Source organism: Polynucleobacter sp. AP-Nino-20-G2 (assembly GCF_018688235.1).
Lineage (GTDB): Bacteria > Pseudomonadota > Gammaproteobacteria > Burkholderiales > Burkholderiaceae > Polynucleobacter.
The window spans coordinates 1,695,939-1,718,263 of record NZ_CP061313.1 but is presented as its reverse complement, the minus strand read 5'-3'; the positions used below and the strand labels follow the sequence as shown (position 1 = coordinate 1,718,263).

Below are 22,325 nucleotides of genomic sequence, written 5' to 3'. Positions count from 1 at the left end.
TTTCGCTCTGGACTCGGATTAAGATGGAGAAATGACAGATTTTTCCAGCCAAATTGAATTTTTGACGCAACACTCGACTTATGCGCAGCGTTGGCTAAATGCTCGCCCCGATTGGCTAGATTGGCTCAAGACCCAAGGCGCTCAAAAAGTCGATATCAATGGAATTCGGGAGTTATTGAGCCCCTGCCAAGCATCTGTTGCAATGGAGAGTCAGGATGAGGCGCAATTTATGGCTGATTTGCGGCTTGCAAGGCAGCGGCTGATGTTGTGGGTTGCTTTTCGGGATCTGAATGGGTTGGCTGATTTATCTGAGGTCACTCATGCCCTCAGTCATTTTGCAGAGGAGGCGGTTGCCTTATCTATTGCGTACATTCGGGAGGACCTCCGGCGTCGATTCGGCCTTCCTTGGAGCTCCGTGACAAACTCTGAAATGCCTTTAATGGTTGTGGGGATGGGGAAATTGGGTGGCCTGGAGCTCAATCTTTCCTCGGATATCGATTTAATCTTTTTGTATGAGCATGAGGGTGAAACGCAGGGAGCTCCTAAAAGCCTGTCGTACCACGAGTGGTTTACACGCATGGGTAAGCGCTTGATTAAGTTGTTGGCAGAGCATGATGCCAATGGTTTTGTATTCCGGGTGGATATGCGCTTGCGACCCAACGGGGATTCCGGCCCTTTGGTTTGCAGTCTAGATATGTTGGAAGAATATTTGCTGGTTCAGGGGCGCGAGTGGGAGCGCTATGCCTGGATTAAAGGTCGTTTAATTTCCCCCCTGCCAGGATCCGCTGATTTTGCTTATTGTGAAAAAGAGTTGGATCAGTTAATTCGTCCTTTTGTGTATCGACGCCATTTGGATTATGGTGTGATCGCCTCCATTCGTGAGTTGCACGCGCAAATACAGCATGAAGCGGAAAAGCGCTCCTCAAATCACCATGGTCGTTCAAAAGATATTAAGTTAGGCCGTGGGGGTATTCGGGAAATCGAGTTCTTGGCGCAAATGTTTCAGCTAATGCGCGGGGGTACAGATCCGCGTTTTAGAATCCGCCCAACTCTAGAGGTGCTTGAGCTTGTCAGACAGCAGGGCATTTTGCCTGCTAATGAGATTGAAGCCTTAAAGGAGGCCTACATTTATTTGCGTCGCTTAGAGCATCGCATCCAGGTGTGGGAGGATCAACAAACACATTATTTGCCTGAAGATGATGTAGCGCGCACCCGTCTGGCATCAAGCATGGCCGGCTCCCATCAGGACCAGCTTGTTCTATTAAGTGAACTTGAAAAACATCAGACAGAAGTGGCACGCTTATTTGAAAAAGCATTTGTGCTCGATGACAGTGCGCGCTTGGATAGCGCTTCTTTGCCTGTTGGCTGGGAGCCTGATGCGGTGCTTTTCCCTGGGTCCTTAACGCGCTGGCTAGCATGGACCGATAGTCACAAACAAAAACAACTGCCAGAGAAAAGCCGTCTGATTTTTAATAATCTGATCCGTAAGGCGGCCGACAGTCTAAAGGCTGAAGGGTTGCCTCCAGAAATCGCAGATTTAACCTTGCTGCGCTTTTTTGATTTGCTAGAGGCAATCGCTCGGCGTAGTGCTTATTTGTCCATCTTATCCGAGTATCCAAAGGCCTTGTTGAATGTCTTGGCTTTATTAAAGACCTCACAATGGGGTGCGCAATATCTGACGCGTCATCCACATTTACTGGATTATTTGCTGAACTCCAGAACTGAAAAAACGTTGATTGAGCAGCCCGAGCAATATTGGAGCGAAGTCAAAAAGACTTTGGATATGCGTTTGGATGATGTCATGGCTGATGGAGATGGCTCCGAGCAGGCGATGGATATCTTGCGCATCACTCACCATACCGAAACCTTTATTACCTTGCTAGCTGATCTGGGTATCGGAGTCGAGCAAGCCTTATCCGTAGAAAAAGTGAGCGATCATTTATCCGCACTAGCCGATCTCATACTGCAGACGACTTTTGAGCGCGTGTGGCCTAGCGTAGCCAAGAAGTTTAATTTAGCTGCGCAGTTGGATGCGCCATTTGCAGTGATTTCCTATGGAAAGTTAGGCGGCAAGGAGTTGGGTTATGCCTCCGATTTGGATTTAGTATTTTTGTATCAAGCAGAAGAGTCTGACTTTTCCGCTCAGGAAATTTATGCGCTATTAGCTAAACGCATGATCAATTGGCTAACTGCCTACACTTCGGCGGGTAGTTTGTTTGAAATTGATACCCGTTTACGACCCAATGGCTCAGCTGGATTTTTGGTGACCAATGCCGATGCATTTAAGAAGTATCAGTTGCGTGAAGGCGACAATGCTGCCTGGGTATGGGAGCATCAAGCGCTGACACGCGCTCGATTCTCCGCAGGTAATGCAGGGGTAGGGGCATTCTTCGACGGCGTTCGTTCTGAGGTGCTAAGTCAAGAACGTGATATCGAGCAATTACGTTTTGAAATTTTAGAAATGCGTCGCAAGGTTCACGCTGGCCACCCTAATCCTAGTACGGAGTTTGACTTAAAGCATGATGCTGGAGGGATGGTTGATATTGAGTTTATCGTCCAATTTTTAGTGCTGGCCTATTCGCACTCATTCCCGCAGTTGATTGGTAATTTAGGCAATATTGCCTTGCTCCGTATTGCAGGTGAGACTGGATTGGTTCCGGCGCAGCTGGCTCAACAGGTGGCAGATGCTTATCGTTTATTAAGGGCACGGCAACACCGTCTACGTTTAGACGGAGCTGAAAAGACTAGAGTGGATTTGATTGCAGAGCCGCAGTTGGTGGAGGCGAGAGAGGCGGTACTGGACTTATGGCAGCAAATTTTTCATGCGTCTTCCAATGTTTGAAGCTAAGGCCGGCGCTACTTTAATTCTGTTCTAGCAGTTCGCGAGCGTGACGGCGTGTAGTGTCAGTAATGGTCGCGCCCCCCAGCATGCGAGCAACCTCTTCAACGCGCTCCGCTCTTCCGAGAGGGCTAACTTGAGAGAGGGTTTTATCTCCCGCCTGGGATTTACTGACTTTGAGGTGGTGATTACCTTGAGCGGCAACTTGCGGAAGGTGGGTAACGCAGAGTATTTGATGTGATTCGCCCAGTTGTCGCAATAACTTTCCAACTGTCTCCGCTACCGCACCACCAATCCCGGCATCCACTTCATCAAATATCAGTGTCGGCGTAAATGAGGCTTTACTGGTGATCACGCTAATCGCTAAGCTAATACGGGCAAGTTCGCCACCAGAAGCAACTTTAGCCAAAGCGCGTGGCGTACTACCGGCATGACCGGCAACTAAAAACTCAATTTGCTCTAGGCCATGGACGCCACCTTCAGCGAGGGCTTGCAGTGCGATTTCGAGTTGTCCGCCAGCCATCGATAAATCTTGCATCGCAGCGGTAACTTGTTTGCCTAAATCAAGCGCTGCCTTGCTTCGTTTTTGAGAAAGCTGTTTAGCCAACTTTAAGTAAGCAAGCTCTTCTTGCTTTACTTTTTCACGCAGGGCCTCGATATTTTGTGAGGCAGTCAGTGCATCCAAACGCTCTGCTGTTTCGTTGAGGAGTTTTGGCAAGTCGTCTGCTTCAGTGCGGTATTTTCTGGCGGCACCATGAAGCGCTTGCATGCGTTCTTCTACTTCGTTAAGACGTCCAGGATCTAAGTCTAGTTTTTGCAAATAACGGTTCAGACTGTGTACTGCTTCATCCACCTGAATTTGAGCGGACTCGAGGGCTTGGCTAACATCGCTCAGTGCGGAGTCATGTTCAGCAAGGGCGCTCATATTGCTGCTAGCCTTGGAGAGAACAGATTCTACCGAGTTGTCCGCATCGCTTAAAACGTCAATTGCCTCTTGGCAGCCGCTCATAATTTTCGCGCCATTGGCAAGTCGGGCATGTTCACTTTGTATTGCCGTCCACTCGCCATCCTGTGGAGAGAGTTCGGTCAACTCTTCTAGTTGCCATTCAAGGCGCTCTCGCTCTCGTTCAATATCTTGCCCGGCATTTTCTGCCTGCTCTAGGCGACGGCGTGAATTGCTCAATGTTCTGAAGGACTGGGAAACTTCCCCAACCAAGTCCATGTGATTCGCATGGCGATCCAGTAGGTCACGCTGCGCGCCGCCCTTCAGTAGAAGTTGGTGGGCATGTTGACCATGAATATCAACCAGTTGATCTCCAGCTTCCCTTAATTGCGCTAAGGTGGCCACGCTGCCATTAATGAAGGCGCGGCTACGGCCATTACTTTCCACAGTTCTTTTGAGAAGCAGGCTTTGACCATCATCTTCACTCGGAAAGCCTTGCTCATCCAGCCAATGATTGAAGTGCTCTATTTGCGTAGGGTCAATGCGAAAGAGGGCGCTAATCTCAGCGCGATTACAGCCTTCCCGAATCTGGCTGCTGTCGGCGCGCTCTCCGAGAACGAGACTAAGAGCATCTAGCAAGATTGATTTGCCTGCTCCTGTTTCGCCAGTCAGCACAGTAAAGCCAGAGGCAAAGTCTAGTTCCAGTTGATCAACAATGACAAAGTCACGAAGTGCGAGAGTTTGAAGCATGCCTTAGCGTAGCGAAAAATTCGACATCAAAATGTCGATGGATACTCATTCCAATGTAACTTCTCTCGCAAGGTTTTGTAGTCACTGTGACTGCGAGGGTGAAGTAGGGTAATTGTTTTTTCAGACTGACGCACTTCGATGGTGTCGCCAGTTTGTAAATCTGTTTGGGATTGCATATCAAAATTCACAATCACCTCTCTACCATCCACCACTTCAATGCTTGCCACGATATCTTGCGGCAAAACAATGGGGCGATTGGATAAAGAGTGTGGCGCAATCGGTGCCAACAAAATTCCGGCCACTCGAGGATGAAGAATGGGGCCGCCAGCTGACAGTGCGTAGGCGGTGGAACCAGTTGGTGTTGACACAATGAGGCCGTCGGAGCGCTGGTTATACATAAAGGAGCCATTCACTCGAACGGCAAGCTCAACCATTCCGGAAATACCAGATCGATTCACGACCACATCATTTAATGCGAGGGCGTGGTTAATTTCTTTGTTATTGCGAAGAACGACCGCGTCCAATAGTGTTCGAGTATCCGCTTCGTATTCTCCGGCAATGATTTGCGGGAGGACGGTGTGGACATTTTGGATGGGGATGTCTGTCATGTAGCCTAGCCGGCCCATGTTGATGCCCACCAAAGGAACATTGCTGCCCGCCAATTGGCGGCCAATGCCGAGCATGGTTCCGTCACCCCCAAGCACTACAGCCAAGTCAATGGCTCCAGCGAATTCTTCTACCTTTTTAATGGGGTAGGCGCTTAGACCAAGATGAGAGGCCGTGGCAGCCTCTACAAAGACCTCACAGCCCTGTTTGGCCAGTAGCTCTGCAAGGTCATTGAGGCGCTCTTGCATCCCATCAGCTTGATATTTACCGACAAGCGCAACCCGGCTAAATGCCTTTTTGATGGAATTTGGGGATGGGCTTAACATATAACGATTAAACCATACGCATAAAATCCCTTCCACTATGGACGAACGTTCCCGTGCCTTACTGAAAACTCTCATCGAGCGCTATATCGAGGAGGGGCAGCCTATTGGCTCCCGGACCCTCTCGCGCTTTTCGGGTTTGGACCTCTCCGCAGCGACGATTCGCAATGTGATGGCGGATTTGGAGGAGATGGGCTTAGTGACAAGCCCCCACACTTCAGCAGGCCGCATTCCGACCCCAAGGGGTTATCGCTTGTTTGTGGATACGATGGTGACAGTGCGCCCTCTTGAGGAAATTGCCGCCCGTGAGGTGGAAAAAGGACTATTGCCAGACTCTCCGCAGCGGGTTCTGAACTCAGCGGCGCAAATTTTGTCTAATTTGACCCATTTCGCTGGCGTCGTAATGACGCCTAAGCGCGCTCAAGTGTTTAAACACATTGAATTTTTGAGGTTGGGTGAGGGTAAGATCCTGCTCATCATGGTGACACCTGAGGGTGATGTGCAAAATCGCATTCTTCCTACTACCCAGGATTACACGCCCAGTCAGTTAATTGAGGCGGGAAATTACATCAACACTCAGTTCGCAGGGAAGAGTTTTGCCGAAGTGCGTGCGCATCTTGTATCTGATCTTGATAACTTGCGGAGTGATATCTCTGGATTGATGGCCTTAGCCTTGCATAGTGGTGTGAGTGACTATGGCATGGGTCAGGGCGATATGTTGTTATCGGGTGAGCGCCGCCTTCTCAATGTGGGTGATCTCAGCACGAATTTAGATAAGTTGCGCAAGATGTTTGACATGCTTGAGCAGAAATCTGTGCTGATGCAGTTATTGGATGTGTCCAGTCATGCTGATGGCATCCAGATCTTTATTGGCGGGGAGAGTGATTTGCTACCCTACGAAGATTTAGCGGTTATTAGCGCGCCTTATAGTGTTGACGGTCAAATCGTAGGCACTCTTGGGGTGATTGGCCCAACACGGATGGCATACGATCGCGTTATTCCGATTGTCGACATCACTTCTAAGTTGTTATCAGGCGCATTGAGCTCCTGAGTTATTGAAACTTTTCCTCATTCTCTTTAAGACGGATCTCCATTGAATCAAAATCCCCACTTACGTACAAGCAAGACAGCGGTACTGCTCTTGAATTTAGGCACTCCATCTGCGCCAACACCAAAAGCGGTTAGGGCATATCTAAAAGAATTTTTATCGGATCCGCGGGTTGTGGAAATTCCCCGCATCATTTGGTGGTGTATTTTGAATGGCATTATTTTGCCGATTCGCAGTAGCGCTTCAGCAAAAAAATATGCCTCAATTTGGTTGCCGAAATTGGGCTCTCCTTTAATGCATTACTCTCGTTTGCAAGCAAAAGAATTGGGTGAAAAATTTGCCAATCAAGGTCAAGTGGTGTTGGTAGATTTGGCGATGCGGTATGGCCAACCTTCTACTCAGCATGCCCTTGAGGCCCTGCAATCACAAGGGATGGAGCGTCTGTTGCTATTGCCCCTGTATCCACAATATTCAGCAACAACTACTGCCTCTAGTTTTGATGAAGTGTTCCGTGTTTTAGGTACATGGCGCAATCAACCTGAGCTACGTTTAATTAAGTACTATCACGATCATCCTGCGTATATCGCCGCATTGCGGGACCAAGTGCTCAGCGCATGGGATCAAGATGGACGACCTGATTTTTCCCAGGGCGATCGCTTGGTGATGTCCTTTCATGGATTGCCTAAACGCAACTTAATGAAGGGCGACCCCTATCACTGCGAGTGCTTGAAGACTGGCCGTTTATTGGGCGAGTCCCTTGGCTTGGATCCAAGTCAGTATCTGGTTACTTTTCAATCGCGCTTTGGAAAAGCGGAATGGCTCAAGCCTTATACCGCCCCGACAATTGAAAAATTAGCCAAAGAAGGTTGTAAGCGAATAGATATTTTTTGCCCAGGTTTTCCAGCGGATTGTTTGGAGACTCTGGAGGAAATCGCGATGGAAGCGCGTGAAATTTTCTTGGAGCACGGCGGGAAGGACTATCGCTATATCCCTTGCTTAAATAGCAATCCAAGGTGGATCGAAGCGATGTATGAGATCGCACAAGAGCATTTATCTGGCTGGCCTCTTGGTATCGAATCGGAGGCTGATCTGGCTGAGCGTGATCGCCGTGCTGAATTGGTCAAGGCTAGAATTGCTTAAACTCGGTCTCACTTGAAATTGCATTGATTGACCCCATATTGTTCAGAAGTAGCCATTCTTATAGAAAAGTGAATTTGCACCCATGACCCAAGAAAATCAAAATCCATCTCCTGAACAGGAAAATATCGCTCCTGATGCTCAGGCGGAAGGTGGTGCTGATGCAGCAGCTGCGACTGCTGAAGTGAAAACTCCAGAACAAGAAATTGCCGAGTTAAATCAGAAGCTCACCGAGATGCAAGACAACTATCTTCGCGCTAAAGCCGAGGGTGAGAATATCCGTCGCCGTGCCGTGGAGGATATCTCCAAAGCGCATAAGTTTGCGATTGAGAGCTTTGCTGAGCACCTCGTGCCAGTCACCGATAGCTTGTACGCGGCGCTCAATGCTGAGGCGGTTGATGCCAAGGCCGTCAAAGAGGGTTTAGAGATTACCTTGAAGCAGCTGTTGTCCGCCTTTGAAAAAGGTCGCATGACAGAGATTAATCCTGGGGTTGGCGACAAGTTTGACCCTCATCATCATCAGGCTATCGCCTCCGTTCCTTCGGATCAAGAGGCCAATACTGTCGTTTCAGTGCTTCAAAGAGGGTATTCCATTGCTGATCGGATCCTTCGACCTGCTTTAGTCACTGTGAGCGCCCCTAAATAAGTCCTCTTAAAGTCATTAATCAGCAGTTTTAAGCAAGTTTTTGGAAAAAAGTAGTTAAAAAAGGCAGATTTCTGCCTTTTTTGCTCTTTTGACCCTTGAATTCCTTCTGTTTGACCCCATTTATTGAATATCGATTTATTCGCAGTTTTACGAAATTACACATAACTTAATTTTTTGGAGCCTTTATGGGAAAGATTATCGGAATTGACTTGGGAACCACAAACTCGTGCGTTTCCGTTGTTGAAAACAATGCACCTAAAGTTGTCGAGAACGCAGAAGGCGGTCGTACAACCCCATCTATCATCGCTTACGTTGAGGATGGCGAAGTATTGGTTGGTGCTCCTGCAAAACGCCAATCAGTAACCAATCCTAAGAACACTATCTACGCGGTAAAGCGTTTGATGGGTCGCAAATTCACAGATGCAGAAGTACAAAAAGACATCGGTTTGATGCCTTACAAAATTGTTCAAGCAGATAACGGTGATGCTTGGGTTGAAGCACGTGATAAAAAAATGGCGCCACAACAGGTGTCCGCAGAGATTCTGCGCAAAATGAAAAAGACCGCCGAAGATTATCTCGGCGAAGAAGTAACTGAAGCGGTTATTACTGTTCCCGCTTACTTTAACGATAGCCAACGTCAAGCAACTAAAGATGCTGGTCGTATCGCAGGTTTGGATGTAAAGCGCATCATTAACGAACCAACCGCTGCTGCATTGGCATTCGGTTTGGATAAGCAAGACAAGGCAGATCGCAAGATCGCCGTATATGACTTGGGTGGCGGTACCTTTGACGTATCTATCATCGAGATTGCTAACGTAGACGGCGAGAAGCAGTTTGAAGTGCTCTCCACTAACGGCGATACATTCTTGGGTGGTGAAGACTTTGACCAGCGCATTATTGATTGGATCATTGCCGAGTTCAAAAAAGAACAAGGCGTTGATTTGAGTAAAGACGTATTGGCATTGCAACGTTTGAAAGATGCCGCTGAAAAAGCCAAGATCGAGTTGTCATCTGCTCAACAAACTGAAATCAACTTGCCATATGTGACTGCTGATGCAGGCGGTCCTAAGCATTTGAACTTGAAATTAACTCGCGCTAAGTTAGAGTCTTTGGTGGAAGAGTTGATCAACCGTACGGCTGGACCTTGCTTGACCGCGATTAAAGATGCTGGCGTGAATGTGGCTGACATCGACGACGTCATTTTGGTTGGCGGTCAAACCCGCATGCCTGCTGTTCAAGACAAAGTAAAAGAGATCTTTGGTAAAGAGCCACGTAAAGACGTAAACCCAGACGAAGCAGTTGCTGTTGGTGCCGCGATTCAAGGTTCCGTACTGTCTGGCGATCGTAAAGACGTATTGCTCTTGGACGTTACCCCATTGTCATTGGGTATCGAAACCTTGGGCGGCGTGATGACCAAAATGATTCCAAAGAACACCACTATTCCTACTAAGCATTCACAGGTTTATTCCACAGCGGAAGATAATCAGCCTGCGGTAACGATCAAGTGTTTCCAAGGTGAGCGTGAAATGGCTGCTGCCAACAAATTACTCGGCGAGTTTAATTTGGAAGGCATTGCTCCAGCTCAGCGCGGTATGCCACAAATTGAAGTGACCTTTGATATTGATGCCAACGGTATTTTGCACGTCACCGCAAAAGACAAGACAACCGGCAAAGAAAACAAAATCACCATCAAGGCGAACTCTGGTTTGACTGAGGAAGAAATTCAACGCATGGTGAAAGATGCTGAAGCAAATGCCGATGAGGATAAGAAGGCATTGGAATTGGTAACAGCGCGCAACACTGCTGATGCATTGGCTCACTCAACCAAGAAGGCCTTGGAAGAGCACGGCGCATCTTTAGAGGCTTCTGAAAAAGAAGCAATTGAAGCTGCTCTGAAGGAATTGGATGAAGCGATCAAGGGTAGCGATAAAGCTGCAATTGAAGCGAAGACTGAAGCCTTGGGTAAAGCAAGTCAGAAGCTTGGTGAAAAAGTCATGGCTGCTGAACAAGCAAAAGCTGGTGGCGGTGCCGCACCTGGCGCGGCTCCTGGTGGCGCACAAGCTGCCGCACCTGACGCCGATGTCGTTGATGCCGACTTCAAAGAGGTTGATGACAAGAAGTAATCATCAAGATCAATTAACGTAGTTTAGAAGTAATTCAATAACAAGTCGGCCTCGTGCCGACTTGTGCCATTCAGGTAGTTGAGAGGAATTTTGTGCCTAAAAGTAAACGCGATTTTTACGAAGTGCTTGGTGTTGCAAGAGGAGCTAGTGACGAGGAGCTAAAAAAGGCTTATCGGAAGTTGGCCATGAAGCATCATCCTGATCGCAATCCGGATAGCAAGACAGCCGAAGCACAATTTAAAGAGGTTAAGGAAGCCTACGAGACATTAACTGATCCCAATAAGCGTGCTGCTTATGATCAGTATGGCCATGCAGGTGTCGACCCATCTATGGGTGGATTTGGTGGTGGCGGTTTCGGGGGCGGTGGTTTTGCTGACGCCTTTGGCGACATCTTCGGCGACATCTTTGGCCAAGGTGGAGGACGTCATTCTGGTCCGCAGGTTTATAAGGGCGCTGATTTACGTTACAACATGGAAATTACTCTCGAGCAAGCAGCCGAGGGTTACACCACGCAAATTCGTGTTCCCAGTTGGAGTAATTGCAAACCTTGTCATGGCACAGGCGCTGAGCCGGGGAGCAAGCCAGAAAAATGTACCACTTGTGATGGGCATGGCCAAGTTCGGGTACAGCAAGGTTTTTTCTCCATGCAGCAAACTTGCCCCAAGTGTCGCGGTACGGGTGAGTACATTCCAAAACCATGCAAAACCTGTCATGGCAGCGGTAAGCATAAAGAGCAGAAAACACTCGAAATTAAGATTCCAGCAGGAATCGATGATGGCATGCGCGTACGCTCGGTTGGTAATGGTGAGCCTGGCGTTAATGGTGGGCCATCAGGTGATTTATACGTAGAGGTAAGAGTAAAGCCGCACAAAGTGTTTGAGCGTGATGGCAGTGATTTACACGTACAGATGCCAATCTCATTCGCAACGGCGACCATTGGTGGCGACATCGAAGTACCAACCCTTTCAGGGCGCGTAGAGTTTCCAATTCCTGAGGGCACTCAAACTGGCAAAACCTTCCGCTTACGTAATAAAGGGATTAAGGGCCTTCGTTCAACGATGGTGGGCGATCTCTTTGTGCATGTGGTGGTTGAGACGCCAGTGAAGCTGACTGACGAGCAAAAGAAGATGCTTCAGAAGTTTGATGACAGTCTGAAATCCGGTGGTGATAAACATAACCCACATCAAAAGGGTTGGTTTGACGGCGTCAAGAGTTTCTTTAGTTAATTCAGTTAGCGATATTTATCCAGCAAAGCCGTGTTCGGATCCGGGAAATTTTCCGGACTTCACTTCCCGAACATAGGCTTTGACTGCAGCCTCAATCGAGGCATGACCATCCATAAAGTTTTTAACAAACTTCGGTGGTTTCCCAGGGCTAATGCCCAGCATATCTTGTAGCACCAAGACCTGACCAGAGCAATCTGGACCAGCGCCAATCCCGATAGTGGGAATAGAGAGATTCTCGGTAATGTGTTTTCCGAGCGAAGAAGGGATTGCTTCGAGCACAATCATTTGCGCACCTGCTTGCTCACAGGCAATGGCCTGTTCAAGCATGAGACTGGCTGCGTCTTTGGATTTACCTTGCACCTTGTAACCACCCAGAATATGGACGGATTGTGGCAATAGTCCTAAGTGAGCGCAAACTGGAACACTGCGCTCAACTAGATATTGAATGATGCCAATCTGCCAATCGCCACCTTCGAGTTTGACCATATCCGCTCCAGCGCGCATTAACTCGGCTGCTGAATCTAATGCTTGGACTGGGTCACCATAACTAGCAAAGGGAAGATCAGCGATCACAAATGCCTGGGTGTTAGCGCGCGATACGCATTCGGTGTGATACGCGACTTGTTCAACGGTAACGGGTGTTGTGCTGCTGTGACCTTGAATCACATTGCCCAAGGAGTCGCCAATCAAGATGGTTTCCACACCGCAGCGATTCAGCAGCGCTGACATCGTTGAATCGTATGCGGTGAGCATAGTAATTTTCTCGCCCTCTGCACGCATAGAGAGGAGTTTGGAAATCGTGATTGGCTTTTCGCCTTGTAAGTAACCCATGGCGTGAGTTTAATGAATTAATGCGAGGATTGGCTATAAACGTCTTTTTCACCACAATTACAGTTGCGGCAAGGGAGTTTTTCGATCCGCTGGTCGGCAACTCGGGGTAGGTAAGCTTTTAATTCCCCTAATTTTGGCAAGAAGAAATCCGGGGCGATTTCTAGTAGCGGTAGTAATACAAATGATCGTTCAGTGATTCTGGGGTGGGGGAGCGTGAGCTCGGAGTCATCCTGAGAAACGCCCTCAAAAGACAGAATATCCAGATCTAAAGTTCTTGGTGCATTCGTATAAGGGCGCTCGCGCCCAAATTCCTTTTCAACAGCCTGGCAGACGTGTAGCAAGCCATAGGGGCTGAGCTCGGTCTCAATTTCAATGACTGCATTGATGTAGTCTCCACCTGCGGCATCTACGGGAGCGCTTTGATAGAAACAGCTTTTAGCGAGAATTTGAAGTTCGCAACGCAATGCAAGGCACACAATCGCATCAGTAATAAGCTGACGTGAGTCGCCGATGTTGCCGCCAAATCCAATAAAAGCTCGAGCCATGCTCATTCCAGACAAGTAATAAAACGATTTGTAACCACCGAATCTACTTTACTGAATTTTTGTGAAACTTGCTTAGCCTGGTGCACCTTCAGTGGGCGTGGCCGCCTTGGGTTTTCTGCGACGACGACGTTTAGCTGGTGAGCCACTATTACCACCCTCATTTTTGATGCTAGCCATCAGGGCCTCTTGCCCAAGTGGATCGGCGGCAATAAAGCTGGTCCACCACTCGCCCAATGTGGGATTTTGTTCGCCAGTGGCGCAGCGAAGGAGCATGAAGTCATAGCCCGCTCTAAAGCGCGGGGATTCAATCAGGCGATAGGGGTAGCGGCCAACCCGCTTTTCGAAGCGAGGTTGCATCGACCATATCTCGCGCATATCGCTTTCAAAGCGACGTTGGATGACCATGCCATTGCTTTGGCTGGCAATCGTTTCATCCATTGCATCGTGCAATGCGGGAATATTGGAAATCCCTTTGGCGATGTTCTTTTTCCAATTGCGCAAGAGATCAGGCCACAGCAAAGTGGCAAACAAAAATCCGGCGGAAACACTTTTGCCAGACTGAATGCGTTGATCTGTATTGGCCAAAGCGATGCGGACAAATTCATTGGCTCCTTTTGAATCTTCTTTGCCATCGAGAATGTGATCCAAAAGCGGTAGGAGTCCGTTATGAAGACCAGCATCCCGCAAACCTTGAATAGCAGCCCAAGAGTAGCCTGACATCAATAGCTTCAGAATTTCATCGAACAATCTCGCTGAGGGCACGTCATGAATCAATTTGCCTAATTTAGCGATTGGCGCGCGGGTTGCTGCATCTAAAGTAAAGCCCGTCTTGGCGGCAAAACGAATCGCACGCAGCATCCGTATAGGATCTTCACGATAGCGCTTGGCTGGGTCGCCAATCATGCGCAATGTTTTCTTTTGCATGTCGGCCATACCGCCGTGGTAGTCGAGTACGGTCTCGGAAGCGGGGTCGTAATACATGGCGTTAATGCTGAAATCACGACGAGCTGCATCCTCGTGCTGACTGCCCCAGACGTTATCGCGCAGAATGCGCCCATTCTCGGCAACATGTTCGCCAGCATTTTCTAGTAAAGCCCTAAAGGTGGAGACCTCAATGATCTCAGGCTGGCCTTTACCAAAAAAGGTCACGTGCACAATCTGGAAGCGACGTCCAATCAAGCGGGCTTTGCGAAATAACCTTTGTACTTGCTCTGGTGTTGCATTGGTTGCCACATCGAAGTCTTTTGGGCTAATTCCCAGCGCCAGATCCCGTACTGCGCCACCGACAATAAACGCGTCATATCCCGCCTGCTGCAAGGTGTACGTCACCTTCACAGCATTTTTAGAAAGCAAGTGCGGATCAATGCGGTGGGACTTTTTAGCAATGCGCTTGGGTGCGCCGGAAGTGTGGGCTGCGGTATGTCGGACCATAGGGTCGCGACGCAAAATACGTTTAATAAATTTTGTAATCATGCAAATAGTTCAAGTATGGGCCAGTTACGTTTCATGGCTTCGGCGCGTAGGCGGGCATCTGGGTTGGTGGCAACGGGGTTGCTCACTTTCTCCAGGAGGGGTAAATCATTCATGGAGTCTGAATAAAAATAACTATACGGTAATTGACCTAATTCCAAGTTCTGACTGGCAAGCCAATCATGCACTCGTTGAATTTTCCCTTCTCGAAAGCTAGGAATGCCTTTCACTTCGCCCGTGAAGCTGGCAAGCGGATTGTCGCCTTCGGTCGCTGGTTCAGTAGCCACCAAATGCTCGATGCCAAAACTTTCAACAATGGGGCGCGTGACAAAGCTATTGGTTGCGGTGACAACACAGCAAAGATCACCCGCATCTTGGTGGCGCTTTACTAGATCGAGTGCTTGCTCGCGCAACTGGCCGGTGATCACCTCTTTCATAAAGGCATCATGCCACTCTTTCAGCTGGGCGCGAGAATGTTCTGACAATGGCTTTAGCGCAAAACGCAGAAACTCTTGGATATTGAGCTTGCCTTCTTTGTAATCTTGATAGAAGCGCTCGTTTTGCTCAGCGTAGTATTTACTGTCGACTACTCCAATGCGAGCCAAAAATTGACCCCATTCGTAATCGCTATCGCAGGGTAGAAGAGTGTGATCTAAATCAAAAAGGGCAAGTTGAGTCATTAATTTTATTTAGGCTGTAAGAGCTCTCTGACAAGAGGCAGTGTTACAGCACGTTTTGTTTCAAGTGAATAAGCATCCAAAGCATCGATTAAGGCCATCAGGTTTGGCATATCGCGATAAAAGCGATTTAATAACCAAGGCAAAACATCGGGCGATAAAACCAAGCCGCGCGCTAGCGCTGCTTGTTGTAAGGCTTCTATTTTCTCATCATCGCTCAGGAGATGGGTTTGGAAGATCAAACCCCACCCTAGGCGGGTTCTGAGATCCTCTCGAAGCTCAAGATTGCTTGGGGCGGCATTTCCGGCCATAAAAATGTGGATTGCCTTACTTCCTTGAACCTCATTCAGAATCCGAAATAATGACGCCACAAGACGATCATCTAAGCGATCGACATCATCGACGGTAATGATGGAGGGTTGATCACTGCCGCCAAGGTCGCCCAAATCTTCCTCCAGACGTACCCATGAGATAGGCTCATTGTGATTGAGGGGGTAATGCTTTAAACCAAGTTGTTTCGCGGCATTGCCTAAAGCCTGTAGCAAATGGGTTCTACCTGAGCCTTCTGGCCCCCACCAATATATCCAGCGCTTGTTGAGAGGGTTCTCTGATAAAGCCCGAGGGGTGTTTAATGCCCAGCCTTTTACTAGCTCTTGCAAAGCGGAGTGCAAGGCTAAATTTTCACCAGCTAAAAAATTATTTAGGCTTGGCGTGGGTGTGTGCCCAATATCAAGAGCAAATTGCCGTGGCAGCGAAGTGTTAGTCATTGCTGCAGAAATTTATTTTTGGTACCACGGGCTTTGAATGTATCGGGACCAGCCATACTGAATAAGTACCAAGCCCACGGCGCTTGTTGGTAATGCTAGAAGCACTCCGAAGAATCCAAATAATTTTCCAAAGAGCAATAATGCAAAGAGCACTGCGACTGGATGCAGGCCAATGCGCTCACCAACCAGGCGAGGCGTTAGGAAGAAGCCTTCCAGCATTTGCCCTAAGCCAAACAATACCAAGACACCAATGATTTCTGCGCCTGGCCCAAACTGGAGAAGAGCTGCAAGAACGGCCAGAGTAAAACCCAGGGCAATGCCAATGTAAGGAATCACAATCATGAGAGCGGTAAATACACCCAATGCCACTGAGCCTTTGATTCCGATAATACTGAGACCAGCGCTGTAGAAAATCGACATGATGGAGATGACAATCAGCATGCCCCTGAGATATTGCGACAATAAACCATCAGCATGCATTGCCAGATGATGAATTGTTTCTTGCGCACGCAGAGGCACAATGCTACGAACCAGTTTAAAAAAGTGATTCCAGTCCAGCAGTAGGTAAAACATCACAAACAGAATGAGGATGGCGTTTACGAATCCGGCAATCACCGAGCTTCCCGACATGAGTACCGTCTCGAATGTGGAAGACATGAGGGCATCCGAGTTGTCGTTGAGGTGCTCCGTGATCTTTTGTGTGGCGCCAGCTTTTAGGGTATTCCAATCGAAATTGATGTGAAACTCACTCAGTTTTGGCCCGAGCCATGCCTGAGTGTTTTGGATCCAATCTGGCAATTGGGCTTTGATGAGGGGAATTTCGGTTTTCAGGAGGGCAATAAAGAGGCTCAAAATTGAAAATACGACCCCCAGGCCAATAATCATGGCAATCCCAGCCGCTGCTGCGCGGGGTAGGTGATGCCTCGCAAGCCATAGGCATACTGGGCGCAAGGCGTAAGCCAGAATAAATGCAGTCAGAAAAGGGGTAAAAATTTCAGCCATCTTGCTTGAATCCTCTAGAATTCAATGATTCTACCGACCAAGCAACGTTTTTCACTAATCTTCTATCTTAGCCATGACCTCATCTACCAATTCTTCATCAAAAGGCCTTTCCTACCGTGACGCTGGCGTCGATATTGACGCTGGGGACGATTTAGTAGACCGTATTAAGCCCCTGGCTAAGAAAACCATGCGCGAGGGCGTGTTGGCTGGTATTGGTGGTTTTGGGGCCCTATTTGAAGTGCCTAAGCGCTACAAAGAGCCGGTATTGGTCTCTGGTACTGATGGCGTAGGAACAAAACTGAGATTGGCCTTTGAGTGGAATCGCCACGATACGATTGGTCAGGACTTGGTGGCCATGAGCGTGAACGATATCTTGGTTCAGGGTGCCGAACCCCTCTTTTTCTTGGATTACTTCGCTTGCGGCAAGCTCACTGTCGACACTGCGGCAACCGTGGTTGCCGGCATTGCCAAGGGATGTGAATTGTCTGGTTGCGCTCTCATCGGCGGTGAAACTGCTGAGATGCCCGGTATGTACCCTCCTGGTGAATATGATTTGGCTGGGTTTGCAGTTGGTGCTGTTGAAAAATCCAAAATCATCACTGGTGCAACGATTGCTCCAGGCGATGTGGTTTTAGCAATTGGCTCTAGTGGTGCGCATTCAAACGGTTACTCTTTGGTGCGAAAAATTATTGAGCGTGCTGGGGCTAAGCCTACTGATGACTTGGGCGGTCGCTCCCTTGGCGATGTTGTCATGGCCCCAACCGAGATTTACGTGAAGCCATTACTCAAGTTGATCTCCGAGATCAATGTGAAGGGGATGGCGCACATTACGGGCGGTGGCTTGGTTGATAACGTGCCTCGCGTGCTTCCAGAAAATACGCAGGCTGTATTACATCGCGATAGTTGGCAAATGCCAGAACTCTTCCGCTGGTTGCAGATGAAAGGTGGCGTTGCTGATGCGGAGATGGTGCGTGTATTTAACTGCGGTATTGGTATGGTGGTGATCGTATCTGCAGATCAAGCGGATACAGCGATCAAGTCTCTGAAGGCTGAGGGATTAAATGCTTGGACGGTTGGTGAAGTAGTGGAGCGCCCAACGGGTGCGCCACAAACCATTGTTATTTAAGACTGTTTCTCCAAGCCTTCTTTGCAGTACTCTAGGGCCGCCTTCAACTCATGCGGGTTGAAGGGGTCAAAAGTTTTTCTACCCGAGATCGCACGCAACCAAGTTAGCTGTCTTTTCCCTAGCTGTCTAGTTGCAGCTAGTGCCCTATAGCGCATTTGCTCAAGGTCTGTCTCGCCATCCAAGTACTCCCAAACTTGCCGATAGCCTACAGAGCGAATTGCAGGCAGATCCGCATGAAGTTCTGGGTTCTTTCGTAATGCCCGCACCTCTTCTAAGAGTCCGCTATTGAGCATTTCATCAAAACGTTTTTCTAAGTTCTGATGTAAGCGGGAGCGATCGCTAGGCTCTAGTGATACCAAGTTAATCCATTCGGGGATGGCGGAGCCTTCTCTCCCATCCTCACTCGGTGAGTCTGCGAGCAAGATAGACATGGGTTTGCCAGTGATTTCGTAAACTTCTAAAGCGCGCTGTACACGTTGAGAATCATTTGGCTGCAAACGCGCGGCAGTAAGAGGATCTACTTTGGCTAATTCAGAATGCATTGCAGGCCAGCCAATTTCTTTGCCTTGTTCATCTAAGCGAGCGCGAATTTCTGGGTTGGCTGGAGGTAATGAAGAGAGTCCATGTGCCCAAGCTCGCCAATACAACATCGTGCCACCCACTACGACGGGAATATTTCCTCGAGCACGAATCTCTTCGCACAATCTCTTCGCATCGTTTGCAAAACGCGCTGCTGAATAAGATTCAGTGGGATCTAGTATGTCGATGAGGTGGTGTTGAACTGCGACTTGCTCGGCTTTGGTGGGTTTAGCACTGCCAATGTCGAGGCCGCGATACACCAATGCGGAGTCCATGCTGATGAGTTCAAGGGTAAGGCCAATGGATTTGGCGTACTCGGCCAAAGACATGGTGAGGTGGGTTTTGCCTGCGCCTGTAGGTCCAACAATACAAAGAACTGATTGTTGATCCGGAATATGCGTCGGCTGAATGTGGGGTTCAGTTTGCATGACCCATTATATGAATGAAATGTGCTGAGTTGTATTGCCGGCCTGTTAATATCCCTTCAACTCATAACTGGAGTACAAGTTGATTGATACCTTATTGCAACTCGGTGATTTGCTATTACATATTGATCGCCACCTCGATGTGGTGATTCAGCAATATGGTAATTGGGCTTATGGCCTTCTATTTACTATAGTGTTTGCGGAGACTGGTTTAGTCGTAGCCCCTTTTTTACCAGGGGATTCTTTGCTGTTTATTGCAGGCGCTTACTGTGCTACAGAACACTTTAATCTGTGGACCCTATGCGCTGGCTTGTTGATTGCCGCCATCGCCGGTAATACAGTAAATTATTTCATTGGTCGCTGGATCGGCCATCGAATTTTTAGTAGCGAGTCGCGTTGGATTGATCAAGCAGCTCTGCGTAAGACACATTCTTTCTATGAGAAGCATGGCGGCAAAACGATTATCGTGGCGCGCTTCTTGCCGATCATTCGCACCTTTGCTCCATTTGTTGCCGGCATCTCAGAAATGAATTTCTCACGCTTCCAGTTATTTAATATTACTGGTGCGGTGTTATGGGTTTTTGGATTAGTGATTGCAGGATATTTCTTTGGCAACATCCCTCTCATCCGTCAAAACCTCAACATTATTGTGTTGATTGGTATTGGCGCTGCGGCCGTACCATTGGTATTGGCTGGCCTGTACAAGATTTTTCAGCGCAAGAAAAAATAATCCACAACTTCACTAAGCAAATTTTGTTTAGTGAAGCTTGGTTTGGCTCTCAAGGGTGACGATATGTTCGCGGATATCCGCCGCATCTTCCGCCCCCGGCATCTCACTTAAGTAACGATGTAGATCCGCAAGTGCGGGCCGAACATATTCGAGTTGTGCAAAGATGAGTCCGCGATCCCGAATTTCTTCTATTGAATCTGGTAGCAAGATCACTAAGCGCTCCTGGATGCCCAGTAGGCGCTCCCAACGCTCATGCTCCGAATAGATCATTTTGAGATTTCTCATAAAGCGCGAGAGGATTTCTCGAGAGCTTGAGGCGCGCAAGAAAATATTCAAAGGCAAGCTGAGTTCACCGCGATAGCCTTTGGCATCGAGGTAAGGATCGAGCATTTCTTGTAATTGATTTTTGGAGAGAGACTCACCAGTCAATGGATCCATGATGATTTCGCCTTGCTGCAAGGAGATGCGCATCATGAAGTGATTGGGGAAAGAGACTCCGCGAATATTTAATCCGATTTGCTGACCGAGTTCCATCATCAAAATTGCCAAGGAGATCGGAATGCCGCGGCGATTTTCAATAATCTGATGCAGATAAGAATTTTCAGGCGCGTAAAAGTCGTTCGGATTGGGACCAAATCCCAATTCGTTATAAAAGAAATGCTTTAACAATTGCAGACGCTGAATGGGTGGCGTATCTGGAGTGATGCGTTGCTTTAGCTTGTTACCCCATTGATCGATCTGATCCAGGGCCCCCTGAACATCCAAATCTGGGTAGGCATGTTGCGCAACCGCTACTGCCGCTTCAGTTAAGGGGAAGTGTTCATCTTCCGCAACAAGGGAAGTGAAGTAGTCAAGTTGTTGTGTTGGCATAAGAGCTATTTTGCATGACGCAGAAATTTTTGCCAGCGAATTCCTACTAAGCCCAAGGCTGCAAAATAAATCACTGCAGCAATGCTTAGCCAGCCTGCTAGTAAGCCAATTCTGATCCAAGGGGTTTGCTGCAAGGCAATCCAATCGTGTGCTGACGCGGCATAAAACAGGAGGCCTGAGAAGGGGATTAAGGCAAGCCCTAGTTGGGCTAAATATTTCCACCAAGCAGCGCTTGGTAGAGCGCCTCTTCTATGCAGCCCCACCCAGAGCAAGCAGGCATTGAGGCATGCTCCCGTACCAACGGATAAAGCTAGCCCAGCATGACCTAGCCAAGGAACAAAAATCAAGTTGGCAAGCTGCGTTGTAACTAAAACTAACAAACCAATTTTTACCGGCGTACGAATGTCCTGACGCGAGTAAAAGCCAGGCGCTAGGATTTTGACCAGAATGAGGCCAATCAGACCAACGCCATAGGCCGCCAGTGCGCGTTGGGTCATCAAGACATCTAAGGCATTAAATTTGCCATAGTGATACAAAACAGCCGCCAGCGGTTCGCCAAAAAGAAAGAGGGCGATTGCACAGGGCGCAGCGAGCAAGAAAGTCAGCTGCAGCCCCCAAATCAAGAGTTCACCGGCGTGCACTAAATCATTCTTTGCATTCGCTTTGCTTAAGCTAGGGAGAAGAACGGTGCCAAGCGCTACGCCTAATAGGGCTGTTGGGAACTCCATGAGGCGATCGGCATACGAGAGCCAGGACACGCTACCAGCTTGTAAGCGCGATGCGATATTGGTATTGATGATGAGTGAGATTTGAGCAACTGACACTGCGAATACTGCTGGCCCCATGAGCTTCAGAACGCGTCTTGCATCAGGATTTCTGATGGCTGCCATGATGGCTCCAGGCAGAAGGGCGATTCTTGGGAGCAGTCCGAGGCGAGCAAGGGCTGGAATTTGGATCGCGAGCTGCAGCACACCACCCAAGAGAACGCCAATGCTGAGGGCGTAAATAGGTTGCTCCAAGTGCGGCGCTAGGAAGATGGCGCTACCAATGAGTGCTAGGTTCAGTAAAACAGGGGTAAATGCGGGGATTGCAAAGCGGCCAAAGGTATTGAGAATCCCTGCTGATAGGGAAACCATCGAAATTAGGCCAATATAGGGAAACATGATGCGAGTCATGACAACGCTTGCTTCATAGGCTGGACCGCCTTCAAATCCTGTAGCAATGGCCAAAATGAGCAGTGGGGCGCCGATTACGCCCAGAAGTACCGTGAGGAGCAGGGCCCAGAATAAGAGGGTAGCGACGGCATTTACGAGGATTTGGGACTGTTTTATATCCCCTTGGCTGGAAATTTCCCCCAAAATTGGCACAAATGCCTGGGAAAAGGCTCCCTCGGCAAAGAGCCGGCGCAGTAAATTTGGCAATCTAAAGGCCACATTAAAGGCGTCAGTCCACTCGGAAGCCCCAAAACTACGGGCAATCAGGGTCTCCCGGAGGAGTCCGGTGATCCGGGACAGCATGGTGAGGGAGCTGACCTTGGCGGCCGCGGAAAGCAGGTTCATGGGCTAATTTTCCCCTATTTATCAAGCGACTGGGCTTTTTTAGTCCTTTAATGTAAAATCTTGGGTTTTGGTGAGTCAGCTTACAAATTTGGCGAACCCACAC

The 22,325-nt window shown here is 48.6% G+C and carries 19 protein-coding genes; 8 read left to right on the top strand and 11 right to left on the bottom strand.

Features of this window, described 5'->3' with window-relative positions; genetic code table 11:
- Window positions 1–31 precede the first annotated feature (31 nt).
- Window positions 32–2,842: a bifunctional [glutamate--ammonia ligase]-adenylyl-L-tyrosine phosphorylase/[glutamate--ammonia-ligase] adenylyltransferase gene (glnE, locus tag FD960_RS08940; protein ID WP_215298794.1), complete on the top strand. Its 2,811-nt coding sequence runs from the start codon at window positions 32–34 to the stop codon at window positions 2,840–2,842.
- 19 nt (window positions 2,843–2,861) lie between these two features.
- Here the strand turns inward: glnE and recN are convergent, their stop codons facing one another.
- Together recN and FD960_RS08930 are read right to left on the bottom strand one after the other, a co-directional pair.
- A complete protein-coding gene (gene recN / locus FD960_RS08935; RefSeq protein ID WP_215298792.1) occupies window positions 2,862–4,532 on the bottom strand; it encodes a DNA repair protein RecN in 1,671 nt (556 codons plus the stop codon).
- A 26-nt stretch (window positions 4,533–4,558) separates the two neighbouring features.
- On the bottom strand, window positions 4,559–5,464 hold the full coding sequence (locus tag FD960_RS08930) for an NAD kinase (protein WP_215298791.1): 906 nt from the start codon (window positions 5,462–5,464) through the stop codon (window positions 4,559–4,561).
- Between the two features lie 37 nt (window positions 5,465–5,501).
- Here FD960_RS08930 and hrcA point away from each other — a divergent pair, with 37 nt between their 5' ends.
- The 5 genes from hrcA to dnaJ all read left to right on the top strand — a co-directional run bounded on the left by hrcA (window position 5,502) and on the right by dnaJ (window position 11,641).
- Window positions 5,502–6,512, top strand: a complete 1,011-nt coding sequence (gene hrcA, locus FD960_RS08925) for a heat-inducible transcriptional repressor HrcA (protein ID WP_215298789.1) — start codon at window positions 5,502–5,504, stop codon at window positions 6,510–6,512.
- A gap of 42 nt (window positions 6,513–6,554) precedes the next feature.
- Window positions 6,555–7,649, top strand: a complete 1,095-nt coding sequence (gene hemH / locus FD960_RS08920; RefSeq protein WP_215298787.1) for a ferrochelatase — start codon at window positions 6,555–6,557, stop codon at window positions 7,647–7,649.
- 82 nt (window positions 7,650–7,731) lie between these two features.
- Complete coding sequence (grpE, locus tag FD960_RS08915; protein ID WP_215298785.1) at window positions 7,732–8,292, top strand: nucleotide exchange factor GrpE; 561 nt, start codon at window positions 7,732–7,734, stop codon at window positions 8,290–8,292.
- Between the two features lie 185 nt (window positions 8,293–8,477).
- Window positions 8,478–10,415 carry a molecular chaperone DnaK gene (gene dnaK / locus FD960_RS08910; protein WP_215298783.1) on the top strand — a complete coding sequence of 646 codons (1,938 nt, stop codon included), beginning with the start codon at window positions 8,478–8,480 and terminating at the stop codon, window positions 10,413–10,415.
- A 92-nt stretch (window positions 10,416–10,507) separates the two neighbouring features.
- Window positions 10,508–11,641, top strand: a complete 1,134-nt coding sequence (gene dnaJ, locus FD960_RS08905; protein ID WP_215298781.1) for a molecular chaperone DnaJ — start codon at window positions 10,508–10,510, stop codon at window positions 11,639–11,641.
- 15 nt (window positions 11,642–11,656) lie between these two features.
- On the opposite strand, the gene panB is transcribed toward dnaJ, so the two are convergent.
- From panB to FD960_RS08875, 6 genes are all read right to left on the bottom strand, one after another.
- Window positions 11,657–12,472 (bottom strand): 3-methyl-2-oxobutanoate hydroxymethyltransferase, encoded by an 816-nt coding sequence (gene panB, locus FD960_RS08900; protein WP_215298779.1) that lies wholly within the window; start codon window positions 12,470–12,472, stop codon window positions 11,657–11,659.
- Between the two features lie 17 nt (window positions 12,473–12,489).
- The gene (folK, locus tag FD960_RS08895; RefSeq protein ID WP_215298777.1) at window positions 12,490–13,017 is read right to left on the bottom strand and encodes a 2-amino-4-hydroxy-6-hydroxymethyldihydropteridine diphosphokinase; all 528 of its coding nucleotides are present in this window, start codon (window positions 13,015–13,017) and stop codon (window positions 12,490–12,492) included.
- A gap of 72 nt (window positions 13,018–13,089) precedes the next feature.
- Complete coding sequence (pcnB, locus tag FD960_RS08890) at window positions 13,090–14,490, bottom strand: polynucleotide adenylyltransferase PcnB (protein WP_215298776.1); 1,401 nt, start codon at window positions 14,488–14,490, stop codon at window positions 13,090–13,092.
- On the bottom strand, window positions 14,487–15,167 hold the full coding sequence (locus FD960_RS08885) for an HAD family phosphatase (RefSeq protein ID WP_215298772.1): 681 nt from the start codon (window positions 15,165–15,167) through the stop codon (window positions 14,487–14,489). Before FD960_RS08885 ends, pcnB begins: the two co-directional genes overlap by 4 nt.
- A 5-nt stretch (window positions 15,168–15,172) precedes the next feature.
- A complete protein-coding gene (gene hda / locus FD960_RS08880; protein WP_215298771.1) occupies window positions 15,173–15,931 on the bottom strand; it encodes a DnaA regulatory inactivator Hda in 759 nt (252 codons plus the stop codon).
- A gap of 12 nt (window positions 15,932–15,943) precedes the next feature.
- Window positions 15,944–16,933 carry an AI-2E family transporter gene (locus FD960_RS08875; protein ID WP_215298769.1) on the bottom strand — a complete coding sequence of 330 codons (990 nt, stop codon included), beginning with the start codon at window positions 16,931–16,933 and terminating at the stop codon, window positions 15,944–15,946.
- Window positions 16,934–17,006: 73 nt separating this feature from the next.
- On the opposite strand from FD960_RS08875, the gene purM reads away from it, so the two are divergent.
- A complete protein-coding gene (purM, locus tag FD960_RS08870) occupies window positions 17,007–18,059 on the top strand; it encodes a phosphoribosylformylglycinamidine cyclo-ligase (RefSeq protein ID WP_215298767.1) in 1,053 nt (350 codons plus the stop codon).
- Here purM and miaA read toward each other — a convergent pair.
- Window positions 18,056–19,066: a tRNA (adenosine(37)-N6)-dimethylallyltransferase MiaA gene (gene miaA, locus FD960_RS08865; RefSeq protein WP_215298765.1), complete on the bottom strand. Its 1,011-nt coding sequence runs from the start codon at window positions 19,064–19,066 to the stop codon at window positions 18,056–18,058. The genes purM and miaA overlap by 4 nt on opposite strands.
- 82 nt (window positions 19,067–19,148) lie before the next feature.
- Here miaA and FD960_RS08860 point away from each other — a divergent pair, with 82 nt between their 5' ends.
- Window positions 19,149–19,793 carry a DedA family protein gene (locus FD960_RS08860; protein WP_215300662.1) on the top strand — a complete coding sequence of 215 codons (645 nt, stop codon included), beginning with the start codon at window positions 19,149–19,151 and terminating at the stop codon, window positions 19,791–19,793.
- Between the two features lie 27 nt (window positions 19,794–19,820).
- Here the strand turns inward: FD960_RS08860 and FD960_RS08855 are convergent, their stop codons facing one another.
- Window positions 19,821–20,663, bottom strand: a complete 843-nt coding sequence (locus FD960_RS08855; RefSeq protein ID WP_215298764.1) for a SirB1 family protein — start codon at window positions 20,661–20,663, stop codon at window positions 19,821–19,823.
- A 5-nt stretch (window positions 20,664–20,668) separates the two neighbouring features.
- On the bottom strand, window positions 20,669–22,222 hold the full coding sequence (murJ, locus tag FD960_RS08850; RefSeq protein WP_215298762.1) for a murein biosynthesis integral membrane protein MurJ: 1,554 nt from the start codon (window positions 22,220–22,222) through the stop codon (window positions 20,669–20,671).
- Window positions 22,223–22,325: the final 103 nt, after the last annotated feature.

What these genes read in the sequence shown, in the direction of transcription:
- murJ (WP_215298762.1), bottom strand. Translation starts at nt 22,222, where the DNA reads ATGAACCTGCTTTCCGCGGCCGCCAAGGTCAGCTCCCTCACCATGCTG.
- pcnB (WP_215298776.1), bottom strand. Translation starts at nt 14,490, where the DNA reads ATGATTACAAAATTTATTAAACGTATTTTGCGTCGCGACCCTATGGTC.
- panB (WP_215298779.1), bottom strand. Translation starts at nt 12,472, where the DNA reads ATGGGTTACTTACAAGGCGAAAAGCCAATCACGATTTCCAAACTCCTC.
- FD960_RS08855 (WP_215298764.1), bottom strand. Translation starts at nt 20,663, where the DNA reads ATGCCAACACAACAACTTGACTACTTCACTTCCCTTGTTGCGGAAGAT.
- hda (WP_215298771.1), bottom strand. Translation starts at nt 15,931, where the DNA reads ATGACTAACACTTCGCTGCCACGGCAATTTGCTCTTGATATTGGGCAC.
- grpE (WP_215298785.1), top strand. Translation starts at nt 7,732, where the DNA reads ATGACCCAAGAAAATCAAAATCCATCTCCTGAACAGGAAAATATCGCT.
- miaA (WP_215298765.1), bottom strand. Translation starts at nt 19,066, where the DNA reads ATGCAAACTGAACCCCACATTCAGCCGACGCATATTCCGGATCAACAA.
- recN (WP_215298792.1), bottom strand. Translation starts at nt 4,532, where the DNA reads ATGCTTCAAACTCTCGCACTTCGTGACTTTGTCATTGTTGATCAACTG.
- glnE (WP_215298794.1), top strand. Translation starts at nt 32, where the DNA reads ATGACAGATTTTTCCAGCCAAATTGAATTTTTGACGCAACACTCGACT.
- purM (WP_215298767.1), top strand. Translation starts at nt 17,007, where the DNA reads ATGACCTCATCTACCAATTCTTCATCAAAAGGCCTTTCCTACCGTGAC.
- hrcA (WP_215298789.1), top strand. Translation starts at nt 5,502, where the DNA reads ATGGACGAACGTTCCCGTGCCTTACTGAAAACTCTCATCGAGCGCTAT.
- FD960_RS08885 (WP_215298772.1), bottom strand. Translation starts at nt 15,167, where the DNA reads ATGACTCAACTTGCCCTTTTTGATTTAGATCACACTCTTCTACCCTGC.
- folK (WP_215298777.1), bottom strand. Translation starts at nt 13,017, where the DNA reads ATGGCTCGAGCTTTTATTGGATTTGGCGGCAACATCGGCGACTCACGT.
- FD960_RS08875 (WP_215298769.1), bottom strand. Translation starts at nt 16,933, where the DNA reads ATGGCTGAAATTTTTACCCCTTTTCTGACTGCATTTATTCTGGCTTAC.
- dnaK (WP_215298783.1), top strand. Translation starts at nt 8,478, where the DNA reads ATGGGAAAGATTATCGGAATTGACTTGGGAACCACAAACTCGTGCGTT.
- FD960_RS08930 (WP_215298791.1), bottom strand. Translation starts at nt 5,464, where the DNA reads ATGTTAAGCCCATCCCCAAATTCCATCAAAAAGGCATTTAGCCGGGTT.